At 65.4% G+C, this 14,768-nt stretch carries 18 protein-coding genes; 14 read left to right on the forward strand and 4 right to left on the reverse strand.

Annotated features, from left to right (window positions below; translation table 11 throughout):
- The first annotated feature begins 134 nt into the window (after nucleotides 1-134).
- The 7 genes from ACQP2U_RS06250 (at nucleotide 135) to rdgB (ending at nucleotide 4,982) form a co-directional block, all read left to right on the forward strand.
- A complete protein-coding gene (locus tag ACQP2U_RS06250; protein ID WP_433713792.1) occupies nucleotides 135-557 on the forward strand; it encodes a Mov34/MPN/PAD-1 family protein in 423 nt (140 codons plus the stop codon).
- 33 nt (nucleotides 558-590) lie between these two features.
- The gene (locus tag ACQP2U_RS06255; protein ID WP_397035190.1) at nucleotides 591-863 is read left to right on the forward strand and encodes a MoaD/ThiS family protein; all 273 of its coding nucleotides are present in this window, start codon (nucleotides 591-593) and stop codon (nucleotides 861-863) included.
- A gap of 8 nt (nucleotides 864-871) precedes the next feature.
- The gene (locus ACQP2U_RS06260; protein WP_433713793.1) at nucleotides 872-1,834 is read left to right on the forward strand and encodes a PLP-dependent cysteine synthase family protein; all 963 of its coding nucleotides are present in this window, start codon (nucleotides 872-874) and stop codon (nucleotides 1,832-1,834) included.
- Nucleotides 1,835-1,939: 105 nt separating this feature from the next.
- Nucleotides 1,940-2,644, forward strand: a complete 705-nt coding sequence (locus tag ACQP2U_RS06265; RefSeq protein ID WP_433713794.1) for a rhomboid family intramembrane serine protease — start codon at nucleotides 1,940-1,942, stop codon at nucleotides 2,642-2,644.
- A 149-nt stretch (nucleotides 2,645-2,793) separates the two neighbouring features.
- Complete coding sequence (locus ACQP2U_RS06270) at nucleotides 2,794-3,558, forward strand: cyclic nucleotide-degrading phosphodiesterase (RefSeq protein WP_433716384.1); 765 nt, start codon at nucleotides 2,794-2,796, stop codon at nucleotides 3,556-3,558.
- Nucleotides 3,559-3,600: 42 nt separating this feature from the next.
- Nucleotides 3,601-4,371 (forward strand): ribonuclease PH, encoded by a 771-nt coding sequence (gene rph / locus ACQP2U_RS06275; RefSeq protein WP_433713795.1) that lies wholly within the window; start codon nucleotides 3,601-3,603, stop codon nucleotides 4,369-4,371.
- Nucleotides 4,371-4,982, forward strand: coding sequence for an RdgB/HAM1 family non-canonical purine NTP pyrophosphatase (rdgB, locus tag ACQP2U_RS06280; RefSeq protein WP_433713796.1), 612 nt, complete (start codon nucleotides 4,371-4,373; stop codon nucleotides 4,980-4,982). Before rph ends, rdgB begins: the two co-directional genes overlap by 1 nt.
- Before the next feature lie 616 nt (nucleotides 4,983-5,598).
- On the opposite strand, the gene ACQP2U_RS06285 is transcribed toward rdgB, so the two are convergent.
- From ACQP2U_RS06285 to ACQP2U_RS06295, 3 genes are all read right to left on the reverse strand, one after another.
- Entirely contained in the window at nucleotides 5,599-5,898 is a 300-nt protein-coding gene (locus ACQP2U_RS06285) for a DUF3817 domain-containing protein (RefSeq protein WP_245567036.1), read from the reverse strand.
- Between the two features lie 71 nt (nucleotides 5,899-5,969).
- Nucleotides 5,970-6,425, reverse strand: coding sequence for a transcriptional regulator (locus tag ACQP2U_RS06290; protein ID WP_433713797.1), 456 nt, complete (start codon nucleotides 6,423-6,425; stop codon nucleotides 5,970-5,972).
- A gap of 50 nt (nucleotides 6,426-6,475) precedes the next feature.
- Nucleotides 6,476-7,351, reverse strand: a complete 876-nt coding sequence (locus tag ACQP2U_RS06295) for an oxidoreductase (RefSeq protein WP_433713798.1) — start codon at nucleotides 7,349-7,351, stop codon at nucleotides 6,476-6,478.
- A 151-nt stretch (nucleotides 7,352-7,502) separates the two neighbouring features.
- Here ACQP2U_RS06295 and ACQP2U_RS06300 point away from each other — a divergent pair, with 151 nt between their 5' ends.
- The 4 genes from ACQP2U_RS06300 to ACQP2U_RS06315 all read left to right on the forward strand — a co-directional run bounded on the left by ACQP2U_RS06300 (nucleotide 7,503) and on the right by ACQP2U_RS06315 (nucleotide 11,986).
- Nucleotides 7,503-8,150 carry a PadR family transcriptional regulator gene (locus tag ACQP2U_RS06300; RefSeq protein WP_433713799.1) on the forward strand — a complete coding sequence of 216 codons (648 nt, stop codon included), beginning with the start codon at nucleotides 7,503-7,505 and terminating at the stop codon, nucleotides 8,148-8,150.
- Between the two features lie 212 nt (nucleotides 8,151-8,362).
- Nucleotides 8,363-9,571: an FAD-dependent oxidoreductase gene (locus tag ACQP2U_RS06305; RefSeq protein ID WP_433713800.1), complete on the forward strand. Its 1,209-nt coding sequence runs from the start codon at nucleotides 8,363-8,365 to the stop codon at nucleotides 9,569-9,571.
- A 100-nt stretch (nucleotides 9,572-9,671) separates the two neighbouring features.
- Nucleotides 9,672-10,433, forward strand: coding sequence for an ABC transporter ATP-binding protein (locus ACQP2U_RS06310; RefSeq protein WP_433713801.1), 762 nt, complete (start codon nucleotides 9,672-9,674; stop codon nucleotides 10,431-10,433).
- Entirely contained in the window at nucleotides 10,418-11,986 is a 1,569-nt protein-coding gene (locus ACQP2U_RS06315; protein WP_433713802.1) for a hypothetical protein, read from the forward strand. The genes ACQP2U_RS06310 and ACQP2U_RS06315 overlap by 16 nt, the downstream gene beginning before the upstream one ends.
- A gap of 14 nt (nucleotides 11,987-12,000) precedes the next feature.
- Here ACQP2U_RS06315 and ACQP2U_RS06320 read toward each other — a convergent pair whose 3' ends face one another.
- Nucleotides 12,001-12,807, reverse strand: a complete 807-nt coding sequence (locus tag ACQP2U_RS06320; protein ID WP_433713803.1) for a helix-turn-helix domain-containing protein — start codon at nucleotides 12,805-12,807, stop codon at nucleotides 12,001-12,003.
- 124 nt (nucleotides 12,808-12,931) lie between these two features.
- On the opposite strand from ACQP2U_RS06320, the gene ACQP2U_RS06325 reads away from it, so the two are divergent.
- From ACQP2U_RS06325 to ACQP2U_RS06335, 3 genes are read left to right on the forward strand one after another with little or no spacing between them, the layout of a single operon-like run.
- Nucleotides 12,932-13,363 carry a hypothetical protein gene (locus ACQP2U_RS06325; protein ID WP_433713804.1) on the forward strand — a complete coding sequence of 144 codons (432 nt, stop codon included), beginning with the start codon at nucleotides 12,932-12,934 and terminating at the stop codon, nucleotides 13,361-13,363.
- Nucleotides 13,360-13,752, forward strand: a complete 393-nt coding sequence (locus ACQP2U_RS06330) for a hypothetical protein (protein WP_433713805.1) — start codon at nucleotides 13,360-13,362, stop codon at nucleotides 13,750-13,752. The genes ACQP2U_RS06325 and ACQP2U_RS06330 overlap by 4 nt, the downstream gene beginning before the upstream one ends.
- Nucleotides 13,749-14,768, forward strand: coding sequence for a zinc-dependent alcohol dehydrogenase family protein (locus ACQP2U_RS06335; RefSeq protein ID WP_433713806.1), 1,020 nt, complete (start codon nucleotides 13,749-13,751; stop codon nucleotides 14,766-14,768). The genes ACQP2U_RS06330 and ACQP2U_RS06335 overlap by 4 nt, the downstream gene beginning before the upstream one ends.

Here is a 14,768-nt window from a genome sequence, read left to right on the forward strand (position 1 = left end):
AAGTGTGCGGCAGCCATGGCAACAGCGTCGGGGAGGGTACCGGCCGAGAGGTGGGTGGGAATAGCCGAATATTCTGGGTCGTTGTCGGGTGCGATATGTCGGCGGCGGATGTGCCGAATGCGGAAGGGTGACTCGTGCTGGTGATCAGGACCGACCTGGTGGAGGCGATGGTGGCGCACGCGCGCGCCGATCACCCGGACGAGGCCTGCGGAGTCATCGCCGGTCCGGAGGGTTCGGATCGACCTGAGCGGTTCATCGCCATGGTCAACGCCGAGCGCTCGCCGACCTTCTACCGGTTCGATTCCGGTGAACAGCTGAAGGTGTGGCGGGCGATGGATGATGCCGACGAGACCCCGGTCGTGATTTACCACTCCCATACCGCCACCGAGGCCTATCCGAGCCGCACCGATATCTCCTATGCGTCCGAGCCGTTCGCGCATTACGTGTTGATCTCCACCCGCGATCCCGAGCAGCACGAACTGCGCAGCTACCGGATCGTGGACGGTGCGGTCACCGAGGAGCCGGTCCAGATCGTTGATGCGTACGAGACCGTTTAGTAGCCCTATGTTCGTCGAATTCGAGGAGTCCCCATGCCGGTAACCGTGTCCATCCCGACCATCATGCGTGGCCTTACCGGAGGCGAGAAGCGCGTCGACGCGCAGGGCTCGACCCTGTCCGCGCTGATCGAGAACCTCGACGCCAACCATCCCGGCCTCGCGGAGCGGCTGCTCAAGGACGGCAAGCTGAACCGCTACGTCAACATCTACGTCGACGACGAGGATGTTCGCTTCGCGGGCGGGCTCGACGCGGACGTGCCCGAGGGCGCGAGCGTCACCATCCTGCCCGCCGTCGCCGGAGGCTGATCAACCCCGTGGCGCGCTATGAATCGCTGATCGCGACCCTCGGAAACACCCCGCTGGTCGGTCTGCGCAACCTCTCCCCGCAGTGGGACGGCGAAAATCCGGTGCGGTTATGGGCCAAGCTCGAGGACCGCAACCCGACCGGTTCCATCAAGGACCGGCCCGCTCTGCGGATGATCGAACAGGCCGAGGCCGACGGCCTGCTGACCCCCGGCTGCACGATCCTGGAGCCGACCAGCGGAAATACCGGCATATCGCTGGCGATGGCGGCCAAACTCAAGGGCTACCGGCTGGTCTGCGTGATGCCGGAGAACACCTCGGTCGAGCGCCGTCAGCTGCTGACCATGTTCGGCGCGGAGATCATCGATTCCCCGGCCGCGGGCGGTTCGAATCAGGCGGTCGCGCTGGCTAAGCAGATCGCCGCGCAGAATCCGGACTGGGTGATGCTGTACCAGTACGGCAATCCGGCCAATGCCTTGGCGCACTACGAGACCACCGGTCCGGAAATCCTCGCCGACTTGCCCGAGATCACCCATTTCGTCGCAGGTCTCGGCACCACCGGCACGCTCATGGGGACCGGCCGTTTCCTGCGCGAGAAGGTGCCCGGCATCGAAATCGTCGCGGCCGAACCGCGCTACGGCGAACTCGTGTACGGACTGCGCAATATCGATGAGGGCTTCATTCCCGAGCTCTACGACGAGTCGGTGCTGACCACTCGTTTTTCGGTCGGTCCATTCGACGCGGTGAAGCGCACGCGTGAGCTGGTGTTGGAAGAGGGCATTTTCGCGGGTATTTCGACCGGTGCGATTCTGCATGCGGCGCTCGGTGTCGCGCGCAAATGCGTGCGCGCCGGCACCCGGGCGGATATCGCATTCGTGGTTGCCGATGGCGGGTGGAAGTACCTGTCCACCGGCGCGTACGACGGGACGCTCGAAGAGGCCGAGGAACGCCTCGACGGCCAGCTCTGGGCCTGAATTTTTACTCGCCGTTTGGTCGCGATTCGTCCCGGTACCCTCGAAAGAGCGAGTCCCTTGTCGCGTATCGTCGGCGTTCGGGCCTCGCTCGACGAGGAGGTTGCGATGACCGGTGGTTCGGGAATCGGTTCGTCGTTCGATCCGGAACGGATCGCCGCACTACGCGCCCAACTCGGGCAGTCGAGAGTGCCTTCCGGTCCGTCCGCCGAACCGAACAGCCTCAAACAGCTCTGGCTGCGCGCGGGCGTCATCATCACCGCCTTCGTCGCTCTGCTCTACGGAGTCGAAGGTGTCGACAACCTCGACCACAACCAACTCGATTACAACGGCATCGAACCGCGCGACGCGGACGGCCTGTGGGGCATTCTCTGGGCGCCGGTCCTGCACCACGGCTGGGACCATCTGTTCGCCAATACGCTTCCGGTTATCGTCCTCGGCTTCATCACGCTGCTCGCGGGCATCGCCCGCGGACTCACCGCCACCGCGATCATCTGGATCGTGGCCGGAGTCGGCGTCTGGCTCACCGGCGCCACCGGATCAGTGCATCTCGGCGCGTCCTCGCTGATCTTCGGCTGGTTGACCTTTCTGATCTCGCGCGGTTGGTTCGCCCGCAATCTGGTGCAGATCGGCATCGGCCTGGTTGTGCTGGCGATTTACGGCTCGGTGCTGTTGGGTGTGCTGCCCGGACAGCCCGGAATCTCTTGGCAGGGGCATCTTTTCGGGGCAATGGGTGGAGTGCTGGCCGGCTGGGTACTCTCTGGTGATGAACGTCGACACCGTCGCGGGGATCGAGCCGGAGTCAGTGCGTAACCGCGGTAATCGCGCGGTTCGCAGCGGAGTGTGGGGGATCGGTTCTTGAGCGAGCGAGTAATAGGCACTGCCGGGCTCTCGCTCGTGACAGCGCCGCGCGTTAGCGAGGCGATGTCATGAGTGTGAATTCGTCGTGGGAGCATGGGGGAATGCGCCTTACCGTCCTCGGGTGCTCGGGCAGTGTGTCCGGCCCGGACTCCCCAGCGTCGGGGTACCTACTGACCGGGCCGGATATGTCGCCGGTGGTCATCGATTTCGGACCCGGCGTCCTGGGCGCATTGCAGCGCTACGCCGATCCCGGTGAAGTCGATATCTTCCTCACGCATCTGCATGCCGATCACTGCCTGGATCTGCCCGGGCTGCTGGTCTGGCGGCGCTACCATCCGACACCCCCCGTGGGGCGGGCGATCGTACGCGGCCCCTCCGATAGCGCGGCGCGCATCGGCAATGCCTCCGCCGAGATCGGCGGCGAATGCGACGACTGGTCCGACGTCATCGATCACCAGACGTGGGTGGAAGGTGAGGCGGTCGAATTCGGGCCGGGCCATACGGTGCTCGCGCGCCGGATGTATCACCCGCCCGAGTCGTACGGGCTGCGTATCGACACGGCGGCCGGGCGGACCTTCGTCTACACCGGCGACACCGCGATGTGCGATGCGGTACTCGAACTCGCACAGGGCGCCGACATTCTCATGTCGGAGGCGTCGTGGACGCACGATCCGGCCAACCGACCGCCGGGCATTCATCTTTCCGGCACCGAGGCGGGCATTATCGCCGCGCGCGCGGGTGTGAAAGAGCTGCTGCTCACCCACATTCCGCCGTGGACCTCGCGCGAGGATGTGATCGCCGAGGCGAAGGCGCAGTTCTCCGGACCGGTGCACGCCGTCGCACCGGGCGAAACCTTCGACATCTGACCGGCTGCCGAGCGCGGTAGGCCATGTGACTAGGCTTGGCGCGTGTCGAGACGAGCCGATGGCAGGGCGGACGATGAGCTCCGCGAGGTACGGATCACCCGTGGCTTCACCACGCATCCAGCCGGTTCGGTGCTGGTGGAGTTCGGGCAGACCCGGGTGATGTGCACCGCGAGCGTCACCGAGGGCGTGCCCCCGTGGCGGCGCGATTCCGGCCTCGGCTGGCTCACCGCCGAATACGCGATGCTGCCTGCGGCGACGCATACCCGCAGCGGGCGGGAATCGGTGAAGGGTAGGGTCGGCGGCCGCACCCAGGAGATCAGCCGGTTGGTCGGCCGGTCGCTGCGGGCATGCATCGACCTGGCGGCCATCGGCGAGAACACCATTGCCATCGACTGCGATGTGCTGCAGGCCGACGGTGGCACCCGGACCGCGGCAATCACCGGCGCGTATGTCGCGCTCTCGGATGCGGTCACCTACCTCGGTGCGGCGGGCGGATTGGCCGACCCGCAGCCGATCTCGTGTGCGATCGCCGCGGTGAGCGTCGGTGTCGTCGACGGCCGGGTGCGATTGGACCTGCCGTATGAAGAGGATTCGCGCGCCGAGGTCGATATGAATGTGGTCGCCACCGATACCGGCACCCTGGTGGAGATCCAGGGCACCGGTGAGGGCGCCACCTTCCCGCGTTCCACCCTGGACAAGTTGCTCGACTCCGCACTCGCCGGATGTGAGCGGCTGTTCGCTATCCAGAAAGAGGCGCTGGCACTGCCGTATCCGGGGGTGCTGCCGCAGCCTGCCGAGTCGAAGAAGAAGTGATGTCGCGCCGCGTTCTGGTCGCCAGTCGCAATGCCAAGAAGTTGAACGAGCTGCGGCGGATCCTCGCCGACGCGGGTATCGCGGGCATCGAGATCGTCGGACTCGGCGATGTGCCGGCCTACGACGAGGCGCCCGAGACCGGCGCGACCTTCGAGGAGAATGCGCTGGCGAAGGCGCGCGATGGTGCCGCCGCCACCGGATTGCCCTGTGTCGCAGACGATTCCGGGATCGCGGTGGACGCATTGAACGGTATGCCCGGCGTGCTGTCCGCGCGCTGGTCCGGGGTGCACGGTGATGACGCGGCCAATAACGCCCTGCTGCTCGCCCAACTCGGCGATGTCCCGGACGAGCGGCGTGGCGCGCAGTTCGTCTCCACCTGCGCGCTGGTGGTGCCTGGCGGCACCGAAACCGTGGTGCGCGGTGAATGGCCGGGCACGATCGGCCGGAAGCCGGCAGGCGACGGTGGATTCGGCTACGACCCGCTGTTCATCCCGACCGGCAGCGATATCACTGCTGCTCAGCTGACGCCCGCCGAGAAGGACGCCGTATCCCATCGCGGTCGCGCGCTCACCCAGCTTCTCCCTGCCCTGGCGGCCCTCGCCGAGTCCTGAATCAGCGCATCGCTCGAGGCGCCGCAATCAGCGCGGATCCCGGCGACGCATGTGTGCCGCCGCGAGACGGTGCCGATTCAGCTTTGGGATGCGGGTGGCGCGCCAGAGCTGATTCGCCGCATTCCTGAGGAAGGGGCTGGTGCAGGTGTCATGCCTGGACTCGGGAATGTGCAGCGGCAGTGCGGCGGTGCTGATCCCGGCAATGGGTGCGAGCCCCGCGATGGGTGTGGAACCTGAGATGGGCGCTGTGTCCGCAAGGGGTGCGGAACCTCGGGGCGGGGTTCGCACGGGTGTGGAACCTTGGACGGGCGCTGTTCCCGCGCCGGGTGCGGAACCTCGGATGGGGAAGTCCGCAAGGGTGTGAGCCCGCGACGGGTGTGGAACCTCGGATGGGTGCGGAGTCCGCGACGGGTGTGGAACCTGGGACGGGTTCGGGGCACGCACCGGTGTGGAAGCTGGGTCGGGTCCGGGCCAGCGACGGTGCGCAACTTCAGTTGGGTGTGGAGCCCATGGCGTGGAGCCCGCGATGGCTGCGAAACCTGGGACCGGTGCGGAGCCCTCGATGGGTTCGGACCCCGGGATGGGCCAGAGTTCGCGTGGGGGTGTTCGGGGTGGGTCAGAGGTTGAAGTCCTGTTTGACCTTGTTCGCGTTGACGTGTTCGACGAAGAAGGACAGCAGGGGGATCGTGCCTGCGATGAGGGTGCCGACGGTGCGCGGGATCGGCCAGCGCACCTTTACCGCGAGGTCGGCGGTGACCAGCAGGTAGACGAAGTAGACCCAGCCGTGCACGACCGCGATCCAGTTGGGAGTGTGCACGTCGAAGCCATATTTGGCGATCATTTCGCCGGTGAGCAGCAGCAGCCACAGACCCGTCGTCCAGGCGAGTACCCGGTAGCGCAGCAGTGCGGGCTTGATCTTCGCGACGTTGGGGGCCGTCGGCTCGGGGGTGAGCGTCGTGGCGGATTCGGTCGAGTTCTCGCTGGTGGTCAACCGGCGCTCCTCTGTGTGTCGTGGGCGAGGCCCGCGTCCCGGACGTGTTGGTCGATATCTTGTGCGTGCAGCTCGGCCAGATATTTGTTGTATTCGGCGAGCACCGGGTCATCGTCGCGGGCAGCCTTGGGCCGCTCGGGCAGCAGTCCGGCCGGAATCTCGCGCGGCGCAACGACTTTCGCGGCTCGGCGTGGCTTCGCGGGAGCCGAATCAGCTTCCGGCTCCTTATCCGCTTCGGATTCCAGCCGCACGAACCGGAAGTAGGCGAACACCGCGAATCCGGCGAACAGCGGCCACTGTAATGCGTAGCCGAGATTCTGGCCGGTGCCGCTCGCGGATTCGAACCGCTCCCACTGCCACCATCCCAATGCCAAGCAGGCGAGGGCGGCAATGATCACCAGCACGATGAGGGCCGGGCGATTGTGTGCCGAGCGGCGAGGTGGAGCGGACACGCATACCACGGTACCCGTCTACTACACGGTACGTAGGAGGAGGTCGGGACTCAGAACTTGTAGGTGATTCCGGTCATGCGCTCGGATTCCTCCCACAGGCGGCGCAGCAGTTCCGGATTGTTCGACAGCTTGCTCGACGGCGAGGGCTCGACCGGCCCCTGGCTCTGGAACAGCCGGTTCGGACCCCAGTAGGTGGTGGGGTCGGCATCGGGCATGGTGGCCGCGAACAGGGTGGAATGGGCGGCCTTGGCGGGGGAGTGGCCGATGATGCGGATGAAGGGTTTGCTGATCCGGTCGAGTGGGGTTTCGGTCCTGGCGAACAGGTCGGTCGCCGAGACGCCCGGGTGGACTGCGTAGGAGCGCTTATCGGAGCCGGCTTCGGTCAGCCGCCGTTGTAGTTCGCGAGCGAACATGAGGTTGGCCAGCTTGGACTGGGCGTAAGCGAGGTTGCGCTGGTAGCGGCGCTTCTCGTAGTTGAGATCGTCGATCCACAGCTTCGGGGTCTGCTTGTGCGCGATGCTCGCCAAGCTGACCACCCGATCCCGAAGGCGATCCAGCAGGAGTCCGGTCAGCGCGAAATGTCCGAGGTGGTTGACGCCGAACTGGGTTTCGAACCCGTCCTTGGTGCGTGAGAACGGGATGTTCATCAGCCCGGCGTTATTGATGAGCACATCGAATTCGCCGGTCTTGTCGACGAATGCGCGCACCGATGCCAGATCGGCCAAATCCAGCTGCGCCACCCGGACGTCACCATCGATACGGTCAGCGATCGGCTGCGCCTTGGCGACATTGCGGCAGGCCATGATCACGGTGCCGCCCTTGCTCGCCAGCGCCGAGGTCGTCTCGACACCGAGACCGCCATTGGCTCCGGTGACGATGAAGGTGCGCCCACTCTGGTCGGGCATATCTTTGGGGTTCCACGCCATGAGCCGACCTTACTTCGGAGTAAGTTCCAGCGGAAGAGCGACACGCGAGCTGGACCGAGCTGCTCGACGAAGAGACATGAGCCGGTCACCGCCTAGTACTTGTGTCCGAATACTCGCTGGCGTATATTCGTATGCGAGTAAGGAGATGTCCATGGCAACGAAGCGCAAGGTGAACAATCTGCTGGCGCTGGCAGTCCTCGCGACCGTCATCGAACGGCCGATGCATCGCTACGAAATCGCCTCGCAGATGCGTGAGCGCGGCAAGGACCGCGATATGGACATCAAATGGGGCTCGCTGTATACCGTCGTGCAGAACATGGAGAAAGCGGGCTTCCTCGAAGTAGTCGGCAGTGAGCGCGACGGCGCTCGGCCGGAACGCACGATCTATGCGATCACCGATGCCGGTCGCGCCGAAATGGCCGACTGGACAAGGGAATTGATTGCCGAGCCGGAGCCGGAACAGCACCGGTTCACGGCCGGACTCTCCGTCGTGGCGGCACTGCCGCCGGATGAAGTCGTCGAGTTGCTCGGCCGGCGCATCGACGCGCTGGGTCGCATCATCGAGGCTGCGCGCCGAGAACTCGATCAACTAGCGGCCGCCAATCTGCCCCGACTCTTCATTGTCGAAGCCGAATACGGCGTGGCGATGCTGGAGGCCGAGGTGGCGTGGGCCGCATCGCTGCGTGACGAGATCGGCGCGGGCACCTTCCCTGGCGTCGATCTTTGGCGGCATATGCATGCCGTCGGCATGACGCCCGCCGAGGTCACCGAGCTGGTGGAAAGGGGGATGACGGAATAACGACCCGGTCTATACCGGGCGGAGTGAATTGCCGAGACCGGGCCCGGCGGGGTGCGGCAACACCGCCGCCGAGTCCGATGTAACCGTCTCGAACCGCGTCCGCATGCGCGCACCCGGCTACAAGGCTGGCGACCACAGGATAACTGGGTGTGCGATGGGGCGGTCGGTTCGGGCTTCGAAGAACCCGTATCGCACATAACTGGAGTACACCCATGTCCACAACAGAAGCGGCCATTGTTATCGGCGGTGGCATCGCCGGACCCGTCACCGCGACCGCATTGCACAAAGCGGGCATCGCCGCTCGCGTCTACGAGGCCTATCCGGGTCCTACGTACGGGATCGGCAGCGGGCTGGCATTGGCACCGAATGGTGTTGCTGCCCTTGATATTGTCGGTGCCGGTGACCGCATTCGCGAGATCGCGAGTCCGGTATCGCATATGCAGATGTCGGTCGGCGGCAAAGTGCTGCAGATGCCGGAAATGCCCGACGTGCCGTCGTTGAAAATGGTCGACCGCAACGAATTGCACCGGACGCTGCACGATCACGCGGTCGCCGCGGGCGTTTCCTTCGAGTACAACAAGCGACTCGTGCGCGTCGAGGAGGACGCGGACGGTATCACCGCGCATTTCGCCGATGGCAGTAGCGCAACCGCCGATGTATTGATCGGCGCGGACGGTATTCGCTCGACGGTGCGCGGCCTCATCGACCCGAATAATCCGGGACCGGAGTACACCGGGATGATCGGATTCGGCGCGATGCTCGACAATGATTACGGAATTGCCCCGGAGACAATGGTTTTCGCATTCGGGAAGAAGGCGTACTACCTCTACGGAACCGTCGACGACAACAAGGTCATGTGGGGTGCCAATCTGCCGCACAAGGAGTATCTGTCGCTGACCGAGGCGCGCGCGATTCCGGCCGAGCAATGGTTGGCCATCCTGCGGGAGACCTATGCCGAGGACACCCCGGGCGGTGAATTCGCTCGCAGGACTACCGCCGCGAACCTGGAAACGACTGGGGCCCTGCATATTATGCCGCCGGTGCCGACTTGGTATCGGGGACGCATGGTGTTGGTCGGGGATTCGGTGCACGCGCCGTCCAACAGTTCGGGTCAGGGGGCGTCGCTGGCCATCGAGAGTGCGGTGCAGTTGGCGCGCTGTCTGCGGGACCTGCCGGATCACACCTCGGCCTTCGCCGCCTATGAAGGGGTGCGGCGGCCGCGCGTGGAGAGTGTCGCGGCTCGGGCGCGCAAGATCAACCACACCAAGACGCCGGGACCGGTGGCGCGCCGGATGATGTCCATGCTGATGCCGCTGCTGATCAAGGGCATGAACCCGGAGAAGACCATGGGTGTCGAACAGCGGTATCGGATCGATTGGGATGCACCGGTGCAGCAGGAGTTGGTGACTGCGAAGGCGTAGTGCTGATGCTGCCTGCCTCTTCCGGGGCAGGCAGCATGATTTCGAACCCGAGAGCCGGTTCGTCCGTACCGTAGGAGATGGGAACCGAAGACCAGGGGGGATGATAGTGCATCCTGCGTTGCAGCTGACCGGGCTTTATAAGCGATTCGGTGGTCCGTGGGTGGTCGACGATGTCGGGCTCACGGTGCCGCCGGGCTCGTTCTTCGGGCTGGTCGGCCCGAACGGTGCGGGCAAGACGACCACCTTGTCGATGGCCTGCGGGCTGTTACGGCCGGACGCCGGACAGGCGCGGATCTTCGACGTCGATGTCTGGGCCGATCCGATCGCGGCGAAGACTTTGGCGGGTGTGCTGCCGGATGGACTTGCGTTACCGGAGCGCCTGACCGGCCGAGAACTGTTGACCTACACCGGTTTATTGCGTGGACTGCCCGCGAATACGGTGGCCGAACGTGCCGAGGAGTTGCTCGGCGTCTTCGAATTGACCAGTGCCGAAAGGACTCTCGTCGTCGATTACTCCGCGGGCATGCGCAAGAAGATCGGGCTGGCGACAGCGCTGCTGCACGCGCCGAAACTACTGGTGCTCGATGAACCATTCGAGGCGGTGGATCCGGTGTCGGCGAGCACGATTCGCACAATTCTGCAGCGGTTCGTCGCGGCGGGCGGTGCGGTGGTGCTTTCGAGTCATGTGATGGCGCTGGTGGAGAACCTGTGCGATCGGGTCGCGGTGATTACCGCCGGGCGGGTGGTGGCCGCGGGCACGCTCGACGAGGTGCGCGGGGACAGCACCTTGGAGGCGGCGTTCCTACATCTGGTCGGCGGCCGGGTCGGCGGGGAGGACGGGCTGTCGTGGTTGGCGTCCTGATTCGGATGCGGTTGCTGCTGACCAAGCGTGCGCTGGGCAATGGCTGGCAGGGTGTCACGTTCGTCAGCGGTGTGCTCATCGGTGTCGTATTCGCCCTCGGCACAGCGGGTCTCATCGGATTCGGGGTCCGGGACGGTGATGTGGCCGGTGGTATTACGGTGGCCGTCGCGTGGTACGGGATATGGACGCTCGGCTGGCTGTGCGGTCCGATATTGATGGGCACCAGCGATGAGACCGTGCAGCCCGAACATCTGCGGTTATTGCCGCTGAGTCATCGGCAGTTGGCCACCGGGTTATTGGCGGCGGCCTTCGTCGGGCCCGCGCCGGTGATCAATCTGCTGGCCTTCTCCGGATTGATTCTGCTTGCGGCGCAACTGAGTTGGGGCGCGGCCGCGGTGGCGCTGGTCGGTGTGGTGCTGCAGTTGATATTCGTGGTGGTGCTTTCCCGGGTGGTGCTGGCGTGGATCGGTGCCGCGATGCGTTCGCGGCGCGGACGCGATCTCGGGGTGCTGCTCGCCGGTCTCGCCGGTCTGGCCTACTACCCGATGAGTTATCTGCTGAATCACGTGGATGCGGTGCGGGAATCGGCACCGTGGTTGGCGCATCTGCTGCGTGCGCTCCCTTCCGGGTGGGCGCCTGTTGCGGTGGGTGCGGCGGCGTGCGGTGATTGGTTGTCGGCGATGGGCGCGCTGGTCGCGTTGTCGGTCTTGACAGCGGCGCTGGGGCAGACATGGTCTGTGCTGTTGCGGAGGCGGTTGACCGCGCCGCTGGATTCGGTAACCGGCGGGGGCGGGAGTGGGATGCTGCTGGGCCGGGTACGGACGTCTGGGCCGGTGGGTGCGGTGGTGGTCAAGGAGTTGCGAACCTGGTCGCGCGATAGCCGACGCCGGGCGGCGCTATTGCCTGTGCTGCTGGTGGGAGCCCTGCTTCCGGTATTTCCGGCAATACAGGGCGACAGTTCGGGCGGCGTGGTGTTCGCGGGTGTGAGCGCCGCATGGTTCGCGGGCCTGGCCGCCAATAACCTCTATGGCTACGACGGCACCGCACTCTGGCAGACACTGGTGACACCCGACGCGGTACGCGCCGATGTGCGCGGACGCCTGCTGGCTCTGCTGTTGGTGATCGGATTGCCGTCTGTGCTGCTCGCGGTCGTGCTGCCGGGTGCACTCGGCAGCTGGTCGATGTACCCGTGGACGCTGTCGTTACTGTTCGCTGTACTCGGCGTCGGCGCGGGTTCGGCCGTATTCCTATCGGTAACCGCGCCGTACTCGCTGCCACCGCGCACCGGAAATCCCTTCGCTTCCTCCGGAAACCCTGGCTGCTCAAAGGCTTTGGTTCAAGTCGCCATCAGCTTGGGCCAACTGATCGCGTTGCTCCCGGTCCTGATCGTGCTGATCATCGGCCTTACCCTCGACCTCACCGCCGTACTGTGGCTGGCCCTGCCGGTCGGGATCGCGATCGGGATCACCGGAGCTGTGCTCGGTGCACGTCTCGCCGAAGAACGGTTGTCCGCCCGTGGACCAGAAGTTCTTGCGGCTGTGCGGCCGCGTTGATGCTGGGCGAAACGTCAGTTGGCTTGCGTCCGACGCTGTGCGGAGCGGCGGCGGAGGTATTCGGCGGTTCGGTCGTCGGCGGGCAGGAAGGCTTCCAGATGGAGTTCGGAGAGGGTTATGTCTACGGCGGTGGCGAAGCTGGTGATGGTGGTGATGAGGCGGAGTTCGCCGTCGGGGGTGGTCAGGCGCAGGGGAACGGCGAAGCCGAGGTGGTCGGGGCCCGGGGTGGTGGCGGGGAGGTAGCTTTCGAGTTCGGCTATGAAGTCGTCGAGGCTCGGGTCGGGGCTGCGTAGGGCCTTGCCGCGCAGGCTTTCGGTGACGTGGCGGCCCCACTCGGGAAGGTTCAGCACGCGTCGTGCCAGACCGTCGGGGTGTAGGGCGAGGCGAAGGACGTTGATCGGCGCGGTGATCAGTTCCGCCGCGGCGCCTTCGGTGAGGATGTCGAAGGCGGCATTGGCGGCGACCAGTTGGCCGTAAGGGCGGGTCACCACAGCGGGGTAGGGTAGGTGCCCTTCCAGAATGCGCTCCAACGCGACTCGCACCGGGCCCAATTCCGGTGTGTTCAAATCGGATTCGGGGAAGATCGGGGCATAACCCGCAGCGAGCAGTAGGGCATTGCGCTCGCGCAGCGACAATTCCAGCGATTCGGCCAGCCGCACCACCATGGTGCGTCCCGGGCGCGAGCGCCCCTGCTCCAGGAAGCTCAGATAGCGCTGGCTGGTGTCCGCGCGAATGGCCAGGTCGAGCTGGCTCACATGCCGCTGCGTGCGCCAGTGCCGCAACTGCTGAGCGAACGGATTCGGCTCCACCACTGTCGTCATGAATTCAGTGATATCCGACCCGCGGTATCCGCGCCATTCCCTGGAGGGAATCACCGAACCCGCATCAGGTGTCATTCCCTGGAGGGAATCGCGACACAACGCCGCGCCCGCAAAACTCGGTGCCATGAGCAACCAAGACCTGACCCGTTTCGCCGAGCGCTACATGTCCCAGTGGAACGAATCCGATCCGGAGATCCGCCGCAAGCTGATCCACGAGATCTGGGCACCCGAAGGCACCCAGACCCTGGTCGACCCGCCGGTGGAGATCCGCGAGGCGGCGGCGAACCTGAACTTCGCCGTACCCGTCCTGCTAGTGCGCGGCCACGACGCGATGGAAGCCCGGGTATCGCGCGCCTACGAGATGTTCGTGGCTCCCGGCGAATACATCTTCGAGGTGGGTGCGGCCACCCTGCTGCCCACCGGACTGATCGGCTTGCCATGGTCGATGGTCTCGCGCGCCGACGGGTCCGTCGCGGGCGGCGGTTACGAGGTGATCGGGCTCGACTCGGATGGTCGGATCACCTCCGACCACCAATTCATCGAAGGCGTGCGATGACCGAAGCGACGACCTTACGGTTCAGCCGGATAGTGCGCACCGCCGACGGCGGCTCCCGATTCGTCGATGCGGAACTCGCGCTGGCCGGTCGAACCGTTGCCGCGGGCGTACCCGCAATGGCCGTCGCCGGAATGTCGGCGGCGGCGACCGTAACCTACTTGCGCAGTTCGCGATTCGACAGCGAACCGCATCCCGCTCCGGCGCGCCAATGGGTCGTGATGCTGCGCGGCGTAATCGAAGTGACCACGAGCGACGGCGTTCAGCGCAGATTCGGCCCAGGCGACCTCGTCCATGTCGAGGACACCGACGGCCGCGGCCACATCACCACCGGTGTCGGAGAAGCGCCGTTCGAGGCGCTGTTCGTGCCGACCACAGAAAGCGGATCATGAATGCCATTGCCTACCACCTCGATCCACTACATGGCCTCGCCGGTTTGACCGTCCGGGACCAGGAGTTGCCGGCGCCGGGGTCGAATCAGGTGGTCATCAGGCTGCGCGCGGCCTCGCTCAACCGGCGGGATCTGATGTTGATGGACGGCAGCTATCCGCTGCCCGCGACCCCGGACATCATCCCGCTGTCCGATGGTGTCGGTGAGGTTATCGCCGTGGGCGCGAATGTGACTCGCGCCACACTCGGCGACCGGGTGACCGCGTCGTACTTCGTGCGCTTCGTCAATGGCCCGCAGCGGCTGGCGCAGGTCGCCGAACAGTACGGCGCCAACTACAACGGCATGCTCGCTACCTATGCGGTTCTCGAAGAGGATTCGGTGGTGCACGTGCCCGAACATCTCACCGATGTCGAGGCGGCCACGCTGACCTGCGTGGGAGTCGTCGCATGGGCGGCGCTGACCACACCGGTACCGGTGTCTTCGGACCAGACGGTGCTGACCGTCGGTAGCGGTACCGTCGCGTTATTCGCCGTACAGCACGCGAAAATGCTCGGTGCCAGGGTCATTTCGATTACCTCCGGCCCGGAGAAGGCGCAGCGGCTGCACAAACTCGGCGCGGACGAGACCATCGACCGCAATGCCACGCCGGACTGGGACCAGCAGGTACTCGACCTCACCGACGGCCACGGTGTCGAACATGTGGTGGAGGCTGTCGGATTGCCCACCCTGTCGAAATCGGTGCGCTCCGCGGGCTACAACGCGATGATCACCATGATCGGCGCGTCCCAGCTGCCGCTGGGACAAGCATTCGAGAATCCGTTCGTCGGACGGTATCTCGCCATCCGCCGGATTGCGGTCGGCAGCCGGGACGATTTCGAGGCGATGAACCGCGCCATCACCGCCCATCGCATGCGCCCGGTCATCGATCGGACTTTTCCGCTCGATCAGGCAGTGCAGGCATACCGCTACTTCCGGGAGGACAATCCGTTCGGCAAGGTCGTCATCACCATGCCGTAG

It is taken from the genome of Nocardia sp. CA-084685 (genome assembly GCF_050955785.1).
GTDB lineage: Bacteria > Actinomycetota > Actinomycetes > Mycobacteriales > Mycobacteriaceae > Nocardia.

What these genes read in the sequence shown, in the direction of transcription:
- ACQP2U_RS06300 (WP_433713799.1), top strand. Translation starts at nt 7,503, where the DNA reads ATGGCAACGAAGCGCAAGGTGAACAATCTGCTGGCGCTGGCAGTCCTC.
- ACQP2U_RS06295 (WP_433713798.1), bottom strand. Translation starts at nt 7,351, where the DNA reads ATGGCGTGGAACCCCAAAGATATGCCCGACCAGAGTGGGCGCACCTTC.
- rdgB (WP_433713796.1), top strand. Translation starts at nt 4,371, where the DNA reads ATGTCGCGCCGCGTTCTGGTCGCCAGTCGCAATGCCAAGAAGTTGAAC.
- ACQP2U_RS06270 (WP_433716384.1), top strand. Translation starts at nt 2,794, where the DNA reads ATGCGCCTTACCGTCCTCGGGTGCTCGGGCAGTGTGTCCGGCCCGGAC.
- ACQP2U_RS06320 (WP_433713803.1), bottom strand. Translation starts at nt 12,807, where the DNA reads ATGACGACAGTGGTGGAGCCGAATCCGTTCGCTCAGCAGTTGCGGCAC.
- ACQP2U_RS06305 (WP_433713800.1), top strand. Translation starts at nt 8,363, where the DNA reads ATGTCCACAACAGAAGCGGCCATTGTTATCGGCGGTGGCATCGCCGGA.
- ACQP2U_RS06255 (WP_397035190.1), top strand. Translation starts at nt 591, where the DNA reads ATGCCGGTAACCGTGTCCATCCCGACCATCATGCGTGGCCTTACCGGA.
- ACQP2U_RS06335 (WP_433713806.1), top strand. Translation starts at nt 13,749, where the DNA reads ATGAATGCCATTGCCTACCACCTCGATCCACTACATGGCCTCGCCGGT.
- ACQP2U_RS06265 (WP_433713794.1), top strand. Translation starts at nt 1,940, where the DNA reads ATGACCGGTGGTTCGGGAATCGGTTCGTCGTTCGATCCGGAACGGATC.
- ACQP2U_RS06330 (WP_433713805.1), top strand. Translation starts at nt 13,360, where the DNA reads ATGACCGAAGCGACGACCTTACGGTTCAGCCGGATAGTGCGCACCGCC.
- ACQP2U_RS06325 (WP_433713804.1), top strand. Translation starts at nt 12,932, where the DNA reads ATGAGCAACCAAGACCTGACCCGTTTCGCCGAGCGCTACATGTCCCAG.
- ACQP2U_RS06310 (WP_433713801.1), top strand. Translation starts at nt 9,672, where the DNA reads ATGATAGTGCATCCTGCGTTGCAGCTGACCGGGCTTTATAAGCGATTC.